This is a genomic window from Ectobacillus panaciterrae DSM 19096 (assembly GCF_000430785.1).
Classification (GTDB): domain Bacteria; phylum Bacillota; class Bacilli; order Bacillales; family Bacillaceae_G; genus Ectobacillus; species Ectobacillus panaciterrae.
In genome coordinates this window covers 1-11,117 of sequence record NZ_AUMR01000110.1, presented here as the reverse complement: position 1 = coordinate 11,117, position 11,117 = coordinate 1, and the positions used below count along the sequence as shown (strand labels likewise).

Sequence of the window (11,117 nt, the reverse complement as noted above, 5' to 3'; positions counted from 1 at the left end):
AAACACGTATAAGCCTGGAGCATCTCATATGGGTGTATATCTCGGAAACGGCGCATTCGTGCAGGCGGGAGACAATGGCGTCGCTATAAGCAATCTTAGCAATTCCTACTGGAAGAGTCATTTCTTAGGCTATACAAAGCCTTATTAAGAGATTTACAGTTTGATAGAAAACGCGTCCTGCTTGGCAGGACGCGTTTTCTATATAAATGATTTATAATTTCGACGTTTTCATTTGCTATTTCGAACAAAACGGCATTGGCACTTACTTCCTCTCTCTGGTTTACCCTTGCATGGGCCACTACAAGGGTTTGACCGCTTCTGCACGTCGCCGGATGCTCTCGCCCCACTATAAAAAGACATTTTTTTATTCAGTTATATATATAAATACAACTATTAAGACTGCAATCTATAAGAAAAAAACCGAGTTTCCTCAGTTTTTTGATTTAAACAAACGTTTGATTAGACCGCTTATGCTTTCATTTCCATTCACATATTCTATTCATTCTCAAATTTCGCCATATGCTCTCGAGTCGGCATACCGCCCTGCGCTCCCAGCTTCGTGATGGACATACCTGCAGCAGCGTTCGCAAAGCGAATCGCCCTCTCCAGTTCCTTTCCCTCCGCAAGCGCAACTGCCAGCGCGCCGTTAAATGTATCTCCCGCTCCTGTCGTATCTACAACTTTCGCCTTAATACCCGGTATGCGTACCGCGTCCATTCCATTATGGAATCGAACGCCCAACTCTCCTTCTGTCATCAGCAGCTTGTTTGGATATTTGGCCAGCAGCTCTTCAATCGGCGATGTGAAATCGTTCAGCACGACGCGGCATTCATGCTCATTCGGCGTCAAGTACGCCGCTTTTTGTATCATTTCTTCCGGCAGCCGCTGCGCCGGCGCCGGATTCAAAATGACTGGTACGTCCCGCTTTTCGCAAAGCTCCAGCACGTACTGCACCGTATCAAACAGAATTTCAAGCTGCAGAAGCACCATGTCCGCTTTTGCCAGGACATCCTTCGCTTCATCAATCAGCCTCCGATCCACAAGCCCGTTCGCACCTGGTACGACAACGATGCTGTTGTCGCCCTCAGCCAATACAATGTGCGCCGTTCCGGTCGTTGTCTCTGCAATAGTTTTCACATTTTCCGTACAAACTCCCTCATGTCTAAAATTAGCCTGCACCGCTTCCCCGTACGCATCCTCTCCTACAGCGCCAATCATAGCGACATGGGCGCCCAACCGTGCAGCCGCAACCGCTTGATTGGCCCCTTTGCCGCCGGGTACAGTATGAAAGGCCTGTCCAATTACCGTTTCACCCGCTTTAGGACGCTTTTCGGATACCACTACTAAATCTATCGAGCTGCTTCCTACAACCGCAATATTTTTCATCTTTCTCTCTCCTTCCCATGCCTTTCTTAAGAATAATTCCATAATATAAGAAGAAAATCCGCCTTACAAAGACGGATTTTCCTTTTAAAGAAAAAGCAGAGATTCCCCAATCTCTGCTTTTCCCCTACGGTGCTTTATATAAGAATATACCCCTATTCCCGCACGTGCTTGCTCTGTATCCCCGCGCCCGGCTCCCCAACCGAAGCAGGTACAAAACAATTAGTTTGATACAGAAGACTTTTCCCGTTCTGTTTCCGCCTTCTCATCTTTATGTCCGGCAGCAACACCAGCCGTACGATGCGTGTTGGCCTGACGCTTTAAGCTAATTTGTTTTAATTTTCGTTCGTATTTCTTCATAGCTGTCTACCCTTCCCTGAAGATACGGACGTTTTTGTTAACGCTTTCAACGAAAAACAAAAAACAAACTCCCCTTATCATTCCGTAAAATTGACGAGACAAAACTCTTATTCCAAGAGGATTGTAATCGCTTCCATTTACAACTATACTCCATTTCGCGCATTTCGGCAACCATTCTTTTGCAAAAAAATAGCAAATATAAAAATTTTCATAATTAAGATAATTATGTTTGCCATACTGCTACCATAGCGTTTGCGAAAGAAGGAGCCGCTATCGCTCTTATTATGATGAGCAGAAGATACAAAGAAAATGGTTAAGAAATACAGGGTAAACGATCCATGTAATCGGCGGAGAAATTGTCAATGAAAAGCTTCGTCTCGACATGAGACAGAGCTTTTTTGACATCATTTTCTCTATTCCTCGGGAAATAGACAAATTTTGTTACATACCAAAATTTTGAAATCATCTTTTTTTGTAGGAAACGACAGGGAAAAACGAAGATTTTCCCTATTTTTCTTTGTTACAAACCGTTAAGAGAATATTACAGTTCCATTTTGATTGTGTGATTTTACCATTTACTAAAAAAGAGATTGCTATAATGCGAGTAACACATGATGGAAAATGGAGGTAACGAATGAAGAAAGTACTAAGTATGGCAACAGCAGCAATCTTTGGGTTAGGGTTCTTTACAGCTACTGCAGATGCAGCAACAGTTGTAAATACAAGTGTATTAAACGTTCGACAAGCTCCGAGCACAAATTCACCCATTTTAGGCAAAGTGACAAACGGTCAAACATTACAAGTAAAGAATCAAGCAAATGGTTGGTTAGAAATAGATTTTAACGGACAAACAGCATACGTGAGCGCACCATATACAAAAGACGACGGCGTGTATTACGTGAACGCTACTGTACTAAACGTACGCTCAGGCACCGGTACAAACAACAGCATCATAGGCAAGCTTGCAAATGGACAAGCAGTCAAGGTTACAAATGATGCAGGAAACGGCTGGGCTGCCATTGAATTTAACGGCGGCACAGCGTATGTATACAAACAATACTTAAGTGCCCAAACAGTTAAAGCTGCACAAGAAATTCAAGTAGAGGCTACTGCGTACACACCTTACGATGAAGGCATGAGCGGCATTACCGCAACTGGCATCGACATCCGTAAAGACCCGAATATGAAGCTTATCGCGGTCGATCCGAAAGTCATTCCGCTTGGCTCTAAAGTTTGGGTAGAAGGCTACGGAGAAGCCATTGCTGGCGACACAGGCGGCGCGATTAAAGGAAACCGCATTGACGTATTAATGCCTACAAAAGATCAAGCATTCCAATGGGGACGCAAGACTGTAACAATTCGCGTCCTTGATTAAGGCTGATTGTTTTTAGGAAGCATAAAGAACCCCTGCCTATTCGGCAGGGGTTCTTCTGTTCTATATATAAATGATTTATAATGTCGACATTTTCATTTGCTATTTCGAACAAAACGGCATGGGCACTTACTTCCTCTCTCTGGTTTACCCTTGCATGAACCAAGGGTTTGACCGCTTCTGCACGTTGCCGGATGCTCTCGCCCCACTATAAAAAGACGATTTTTTTATTCAGTTTTATATATACTATTTTCATTCGAGGTTTTATACACTCGGCAACTTAATATAAAACGCGGTTCCCTTTCCAATATGACTTTTAACTTCAATGGTCCCCTTCATGGATTCGATGATTCTATAGGATACCATCATTCCTAGACCGGTTCCCTTCTCTTTTGTAGAAAAATATGGTTCACCCAAACGCAGTATTTGTTCATTAGTCATACCACAGCCTGTATCTTGAATAGTGATAATGACCGTTTTCCGCTCGCGCCTCGTCTGAATCTTTAAGGTGCCTCCCCCCGACATAGATTCAATTCCGTTCTTTATAATATTTAAAAATACTTGTTGCAGGTTTTGAACATTTCCTTTTACTTCACATGGCTCTAAATTCTTGTAAATTGTTATAGGGCTCCCATTGCTTAATGGGTGAACTATATCAATAATTCTAAGCAGCTCTTGCTTCACATCAATATTTACAATATTTTCAGAAGAAGGTTTAGCAAACGTAAGATAATCGCTAATAATAGCTTCTGCCCTATCTAATTCAATAAGTGCATGGCCAACATACATCTCTTTCTTTTCATTAGATAATCCATCTGTTCTAAACAGCTGTAAGAATCCCTTTACAACTGTTAACGGATTCCTTATTTCATGAGATATACCGGCAGCTAATTGACTGACTACTTCCATTTTCTCAAGCTTAATCATCTTGTTGCTTAAGCTTATATGATCCCGCAAAGTTTCCACTACAAATGTAATGAGCATCGTGCCAACGGAAGGAAATAGAATAAAGTTTATAACATAACCAAATGTTATCTGAAAATTATTAATCAGCTTTGCCTGTATGGCCGCAACTGTCGCGAGCAATATATATATTAGTGCAGAGAATAAGATTCTTTTTCTTTTTTTCATTTGAGCATAAGGTCTGATAAAGAAAAGAGCTAAGAAAAACATAGTAATATACACGATAACAGATATAAAAGTATAGCCATAAATTAAAATCCTGAAAGTTATCAATATGCCTAATAATATGATCCCCACCGGCCAGCCCCCATATAGGATTCCTAATACAAACGGGATTTGCCTCATATCATGGATACAATTTTCAATTACATCAATAGGCGACAGCATACATAAAACAATAGAAATACCAGCTGTAATGACAATTACAGCTTTCACGTATTTTTCTGGCACATACCTCTTCTCGACCAGGAAAAAAGCTAAGAAAATACTTATTAATATATAAAAGAAATTGTTTATTACATCTTGATTCAGTATAAGCATATGGATTCACCTAAAACCTTTAATTTATATAATACAGAGCACTTTAAGTATACTACAACATGCTTATTCGTGCTGATGCTAACCAAAACATACCAAAAATTTATATTTGTGGGCGTAAAACTACGATACCTTTAGGTTCGTGGTAGTTCACAGTCCCAAATGAGTTTGGGCTTATAAGATGTGATTTTACGAAAAAAGTGTCCGATTTTGAATGAGACTACAAACGCTCTATCTAGTACTTCTCTAAGCATAAGAAAAACCTTTAGCAAAATCTACCAAAGGTTTGAATTTTCCATTGAACTTACAATAGTCGTCTTATCTTTATAATCACATACTAAATTTTGCTTAAAAGTAAAAATTTAACTATATCAACTTATAAAAAAACATGTAAAAAGAAGCATAAGATTGCCGTTTTGGCAAACTTATGCTTCTTTTAGTTTACGGCAGCTTTATGCTTCCAATACGAAAAATTGGCTCAATAATCCATCAGTATCAGTTCACATAATTCCCGTTATTGGAAGTGGATATAGTTTACTTATTTAACAATACAACTACTTTGAAAATACATTAATTAGGGACGCATTCTATTCACTCAACTCTTTATTCAAGTCGAATCTTTATTCTTTTTTTCGTGGCACCTTTATTTTGAATTTTGATAACAGAAAAGTTCCCAATTTCAGTGGTATTATTGACATGAGTTCCGCCACAAGCTTGCTCATCAATATCATGAATTTGAACGATTCGGATTTCACTCAGAGAAGTTGGAAGTAAGTTAACAATAGTTTTAATGATACCTTCTTTTTGCTCTGCTTCTATTCTACTAATCGTTTTAGTTTGAACACAATGTGATTGCGCAATCAGGTTCTTTATCAATTGTTCTAATTGCTCAAATGGCACTTTTTCCATCTTCCCATCAGGGAAAGCCAACTCTAGCCTCGCGTGTTCGCTTTCAATTTGACTACTCATAGCTAAAGCGCCGTAATGTTGATGTAGATAGCCTGCAATCACATGCAGTAATGTGTGATACCGCATATTTTGAAAACGCCAAGACCAATCAATTTTCATAACGACTGCCTGCTCTGTGTTATGCAATGGACGGTCCAATTCATGAATGATTTTACCGTCTATTTTTTTTATTTGTATTACTTTATAGGTCTCTTCACCTTGGTGAATAGTTCCTCGGTCGCAGGGTTGCCCGCCGCCGCCTGGATAAAAAATAGTTTGTTCAAATGCAACAAATCTGTCATTTGCTGTAACAACTTGTGTTTCAAATTCCTTTACATAACTATTCTCTCCGTACAATTCAATTTTCACTTTCAAACATCCCCTTAACTTGAAAACACAGTTATCCCAATGGCAACCGCAAAAGTAATTAAAATAACTCCAAGCCCACGGTCAAACCAATGCATATACTGCTGATAGATTTTTTTGAAATACGGATTTGAAATCAATACAGCTAACAAGATAAACCAAAGACTTACCGCTAGCATAATTTCTCCACCGTAAATCCAATGAACCCAGCTTGGTGTGTTGTGTCCGATAAATTGTGAAAACACACTTAAAAAGAATAAAGCCGATTTAGGATTTAACACATTACACAAAAATCCTTCAAGGAATCCCTGTCTCATAGATGGTTTTAAAAGCTGTTCTACACTTACATCATATAAATTTTGCGATTGTGCTTTCGAGCGAATGCCCTGCCAACCTAACCATAGTAAATAGGCAGCACCAACAAGTTTCATGATATGAAATACAACAGGCATCTTTTCTAATATGATTGTAAAACCTAAAACCGTATAGGTGATATGAACAATCAATGCACTGGCAATGCCTAATGCTGTGACAACGCCATATTTTCTTCCTATCCCTAAACTGTTTTTCATCACTACTACAAAATCAGGTCCAGGAGATAAAGCTGCCAAAACACCAATTAAAAAAATCTCCACATACATAAGAACATCTCCTTACTTCTTCAAGTTCTGAACAATATAAGTTAGTAGGTCATCCCCTTGCCAGAATGAATTCAACGTATCATTTCCTAATTTTTCACTGACAATCTTCATCATCATATCGTGCCGAATATACTCTTTAGCTAACAGAACTAGCATTGGTTCGGTGGTTTGAATAGCCTGTGGGATTTGACCATCAATAAATCCCGCAATCAATACCTCTTGGTTATCCTGAATCACAATTGTTAATCTTTGACCCATTCTATGTTGTTCAATAGAAGACGTATCTCTGCGGTGATAGAATGTGTGCCCGAAAGATGCCGTTTCCTGATTGGTAAAGAGCAATGAATACATCGTGATTCCGTTTTCCTGCACTTCTACGGCAGAACTACGTAATTCCTCCAATTCCATCTCCCATGCAGAAAGCCAAACCTCCTTGTTTGCTGTTCTCATCAACTTTTCTATGGAATGAATGATTTGCTTACGTCCTTCAATATGCTTAATTACATTGACTGCTGCCGGCTTTTCAATCGCTTGCAATTCTGTTTCTAAAACATTGAATGTTTCTTCTGCTTGCTTTTTTCGACTCATCATCAGTTCTTTTACCGGAACTGGAATATAAGTTGGCGGTTCAGTTCGTAACTCTATAATCGCTTCTTTTGCTACTAATTTTGAAATGACTGCATACACCATAGAGCGCGGCACGCCACTCTTTTTGCTAATTTCGTAACCATTTATGGCTGATTCCTTCAACAACGTCATGTAAACCTTTGCTTCATTTGTTGAAAAACCAATTGCCTCAAACTTCTCAATTAGATGTTCCATAGCGGCTCCTCCTTAGTAGTAATTAATATCACTACTATAATCAAGATAATATTTTGTGTCAATGAAAAAAGTAGTGATATCTCTCACTACTTAAATGAAACCTCTATATATTTAACATCTTTTGTTTTCTAGCCATTATGCATCGTTAGGTAAACAAGGATTAATGTATCTTATATTTATGTTCAGTTAACATAACATGTCATTATTAGAAGCTATCTTCACCACCAACCCCAAATTTATCAACATCCTCCGAAGAATTACCTTCACCTACATATGCAGTTTCTTATTCATCCCATTATAGCAGTAGTTTTCAGCAATCATTATCGTTATTTCCTGTGCTCCGTATGTATAAAAACCTGCATAAACTAATGGCAAGCTTATGAGTAAATTATTAATTCGCGGCAAACTTATGCTTCCATTTTTCATGAAAACTCGTGGAAGTATGTTTAAAAACAAGAGATTTCTGGCAACTTTATGCTTCCTGTTTTGGTAAACTTATGGGTAAAGTGACAAAACAAAACTCATCCAGAAAAACGCAACGCTCAAAAATAGAAAACAGAGGCTGCGCGCCTCTGTTTTCTCGAGAAAAAGTCCAAAATTCCTATTTAAACCACGATCCAACAATAGGATATCGAAAATGACGACCTTGAATCGCACGGAGAATCCCAATAATCGGAGCTATTAAGGCCATTAATCCAAAAATAATCAAAAACGGAATTCCAATTAATATCCAAGAGAAGAAAGCCGAAACAGTAATTAAAGCCCAAATGATAAAATGAAATACCAGTGCTTGCAGCGACAAATTTTTAATTTCTCGATCTGAAATAATGAGATATACAACAAAAGGAACTAATACAGGTGCAAACCAAGTACTAGCATGAATGAGTATTTTAAGGCCTTTGTTATCCATGTAAGATACACCCCTCTCTAAATACATATTAATGTAATTACAAATTATAACAAAGTTCATCTATGTACAAGTGAATAAAAAGCGTCTTTTGATAGTGGGGCGAGAGCATCCGGCGACGTGCAGAAGCGGTCAAACCCTTGTAGTGGTCCATGCAAAGGTAAACCAGAGAGAGGAAGTAAGTGCCAATGCCGTTTTGTTCGAAATAGCAAATGAAAACGTCAAAATTATAAATCATTTATATAGAAGCGGTTAAACCTTTGTAGTGGTTCATGCAAGAGTAAACCAGAGAGAAGAAGCATACCATACTCCCTTTTCGTTGCACATAGCATATGGAAATGTCGAAATTATCATTCACTCATATATAGGTGCTTCAAGCACCCCTAACCCATTCGATTCGGTACCGTTGACATGCTCAGTTAACATAACAGGGGTGATTCGAAATTGCATGTCGAATTTAAAATAAAAATGTAGAAATGTGTTGAATTTGTTTTTTTGAAAATTTATAATGTTGATACAGAAAAAGACTTTCCAATACATTGGATAAACATAAAGAATAACAACGGTGATTGCATAAAACAACGAGTCTTTTCTTTACATAAAGGGGTGAGAAGAGAATGATGTTAAAAACGTATTTCTTGAACGAGATGGAAAGAGAAACGTACGAGAAGGAGATTCTTCGTCGGATTAAGGGTTTAGATGAAGAAGACGTGATGCAACTGGATGATAAGGTTTTAATAAAAGTACATGATACATGCGTCAAAGAAAAAATTGGAGCATAAGTAAAAAAGGGTTTGGTGCAAAAAATATATCAAACTTGGACATGTTGATACTTTAAACCTAAAAGGGTAATTCCTTATTGCAAGGAATCACCCTTTTTTACTTTACATAACATGAGTTATCGGAATTCAATGTATCTATATACAACTGAATAAAAAAACCATCTTTTTATAGTGGGGAAAGAGCATCCGGCGGAGCATAGAAGCGGTCAAACCTTTGTAGTGGTTTATGCAAGGGTAAACCAAAGAGAAGAAGCATACCATACTCTCTTTTCGCTGCACATAGCACATGGAAATGTCGAATTTATAATTCACTCATATATAGCTTTGTTTCAAATGAGTAACTTTTAAACTTTTGTCCTTTTTTCGCCATAAAAATCCCCCCCCCAGGATACATACATAGATTACCCGAAGGTTTTATCCATGTCTATCTTAAGGGGGGGCACATCATAAGACCTGAAGGGATTTCGTGTTCACATCGATTCTTAAAACCAGCATTCTTCAAATAGAACGAAACAATCCGTACATTTCCAACGGCACGATTGGATCCTTGTCCATGACTAACCCACTTAAACTCGTTTGATGAAGGGCAACGTCGACGAGCCATGCCGTTAAAGGGGCAACATTCATCGTTTGCATCTCCTCCCAGCTAAAGAAGCCCGCACGATCAACCTCTATCCCATCTGCTTGAGGTTCACCATCAAGATATTCCATGGAGAAGGCTATATACACATTGTGAACAGCTCGCGGTAGGTCACGTATGGCAATAATCTTCTTAGCCCGTGCACGTATCCCTGTTTCTTCCTCTATCTCTCGTTCAATAGTTTGTTCAATGAATTCCAACTGTTCGATATAGCCTCCAGGCGTTGTCCACCTTCCCTTTCCTGGATCTTGTGCTCGTCGGACAAGCAATACCTTTCCATCTTTAAATACACAAGCACCCACTCCGATACTAAAATCTCCCCAATGAACAAAATCACAGCTCGGGCAAGCTTTACGGTCTGCTCCACCTATATTTCTTGTTTCTAATCTCTGTCCGCATGAAAGACAAAAATTTACTTTTTCCATGTTCATTCTCCTTTGGTGCATCATCCATCTTATCTTTTGATGTCATTTACTATTAAGTTTAAAGGTTCTGGTACAAGAAATATACCTTTATAGATACATTGCCGCAATGGTATGGCTTTCAGCATTCCATTTGTGTATCAGATATGACAAAAATTTTATAAAATCTTGCATATTTTTCTTTGATTGTTGTAACGTAAATTCATCAATTTATGATAATATGAAATAGATACACAAGAACAAACGTTCTTACTTATTAAAATATAAGGAGGAGAATTATGAAGATTAAACTAACGAGTGTATTTGTAGACGACCAAGACAAGGCCCTTAAGTTTTATACGGGGGTTTTGGGCTTTGTAAAGAAAAGGGATATTCCGGTAGGGGAAGCTAAATTTTTGACAGTTGTCTCGCCCGAAGCGCCAGACGAAGTGGAGTTACTTCTTGAGCCAAACGGCAACCCGGCTGCCAAGACCTACCAAAAAGCTATTTTTGAGCAAAGGATACCTGCAACAGCATTTGTTGTTGAGGATATTCAAAAAGAGTACGAAAGAATGAAAAAGCTGGGTGTGGTATTTAGTACGGAGCCAACAAAAATGGGAGAGGTAACCATTGCCGTATTTGATGATACTTGCGGTAACCTCATACAAATCTTTCAGGTCTAATAACTGCTGTGTATATATGAATGATTTATGATTTCGACATTTCAATGTGCTGTGTACAGAGGCATTGGCGCTTTCTTCCTATCTATGGTTTACCCTTGCATGGACCACCACAAGGGTTTGACCGCTTCCGCACGTCGCCGGATGCTCTCGCCTCACTGTAAAAAGACGGTTTTTTATTCAGTTGTATATAGTTACAATAAAGTTGTTTAATTCTGATCCTTCAAAAATAATAACACCGTTGGGAAAATCCCAACGGTGTAAATAATAGTTGTTAAAAATTAAAGAAACGTATTTGGTAAATATCAAGTAAAC

The 11,117-nt window shown here is 38.5% G+C and carries 12 protein-coding genes; 4 read left to right on the top strand and 8 right to left on the bottom strand.

Features of this window, described 5'->3' with window-relative positions; genetic code table 11:
* On the top strand, positions 1–148 hold a 148-nt coding region (locus H540_RS32380), incomplete at its 5' end, for an NlpC/P60 family protein (RefSeq protein ID WP_211241912.1).
* A gap of 347 nt (positions 149–495) precedes the next feature.
* Here the strand turns inward: H540_RS32380 and rbsK are convergent.
* Both rbsK and H540_RS33445 read right to left on the bottom strand, forming a co-directional pair.
* Positions 496–1,386, bottom strand: a complete 891-nt coding sequence (gene rbsK / locus H540_RS0119685; protein WP_028402076.1) for a ribokinase — start codon at positions 1,384–1,386, stop codon at positions 496–498.
* 219 nt (positions 1,387–1,605) lie between these two features.
* The gene (locus H540_RS33445; RefSeq protein WP_155891085.1) at positions 1,606–1,743 is read right to left on the bottom strand and encodes a hypothetical protein; all 138 of its coding nucleotides are present in this window, start codon (positions 1,741–1,743) and stop codon (positions 1,606–1,608) included.
* A 634-nt stretch (positions 1,744–2,377) separates the two neighbouring features.
* Here H540_RS33445 and H540_RS0119675 point away from each other — a divergent pair.
* Entirely contained in the window at positions 2,378–3,118 is a 741-nt protein-coding gene (locus H540_RS0119675; RefSeq protein ID WP_028402075.1) for a 3D domain-containing protein, read from the top strand.
* A 261-nt stretch (positions 3,119–3,379) separates the two neighbouring features.
* Here the strand turns inward: H540_RS0119675 and H540_RS0119670 are convergent, their stop codons facing one another.
* The 5 genes from H540_RS0119670 to H540_RS0119650 form a co-directional block, all read right to left on the bottom strand.
* Complete coding sequence (locus tag H540_RS0119670) at positions 3,380–4,528, bottom strand: ATP-binding protein (RefSeq protein WP_162144546.1); 1,149 nt, start codon at positions 4,526–4,528, stop codon at positions 3,380–3,382.
* Between the two features lie 690 nt (positions 4,529–5,218).
* Positions 5,219–5,932, bottom strand: a complete 714-nt coding sequence (locus tag H540_RS0119665) for an alanyl-tRNA editing protein (protein WP_028402073.1) — start codon at positions 5,930–5,932, stop codon at positions 5,219–5,221.
* A 14-nt stretch (positions 5,933–5,946) separates the two neighbouring features.
* The gene (locus H540_RS0119660; protein WP_028402072.1) at positions 5,947–6,570 is read right to left on the bottom strand and encodes a LysE family translocator; all 624 of its coding nucleotides are present in this window, start codon (positions 6,568–6,570) and stop codon (positions 5,947–5,949) included.
* A gap of 12 nt (positions 6,571–6,582) precedes the next feature.
* Positions 6,583–7,392: a TrmB family transcriptional regulator gene (locus tag H540_RS0119655; protein ID WP_028402071.1), complete on the bottom strand. Its 810-nt coding sequence runs from the start codon at positions 7,390–7,392 to the stop codon at positions 6,583–6,585.
* A gap of 601 nt (positions 7,393–7,993) precedes the next feature.
* The gene (locus tag H540_RS0119650; protein ID WP_028402070.1) at positions 7,994–8,302 is read right to left on the bottom strand and encodes a DUF4870 domain-containing protein; all 309 of its coding nucleotides are present in this window, start codon (positions 8,300–8,302) and stop codon (positions 7,994–7,996) included.
* 614 nt (positions 8,303–8,916) lie between these two features.
* On the opposite strand from H540_RS0119650, the gene H540_RS33440 reads away from it, so the two are divergent.
* Positions 8,917–9,081: a hypothetical protein gene (locus H540_RS33440; RefSeq protein ID WP_155891083.1), complete on the top strand. Its 165-nt coding sequence runs from the start codon at positions 8,917–8,919 to the stop codon at positions 9,079–9,081.
* Positions 9,082–9,579: 498 nt separating this feature from the next.
* On the opposite strand, the gene H540_RS0119635 is transcribed toward H540_RS33440, so the two are convergent.
* A complete protein-coding gene (locus tag H540_RS0119635; RefSeq protein ID WP_028402068.1) occupies positions 9,580–10,146 on the bottom strand; it encodes an NUDIX domain-containing protein in 567 nt (188 codons plus the stop codon).
* 275 nt (positions 10,147–10,421) lie between these two features.
* Here H540_RS0119635 and H540_RS0119630 point away from each other — a divergent pair, with 275 nt between their 5' ends.
* Positions 10,422–10,805 carry a VOC family protein gene (locus H540_RS0119630; protein WP_028402067.1) on the top strand — a complete coding sequence of 128 codons (384 nt, stop codon included), beginning with the start codon at positions 10,422–10,424 and terminating at the stop codon, positions 10,803–10,805.
* Positions 10,806–11,117 lie beyond the last annotated feature (312 nt).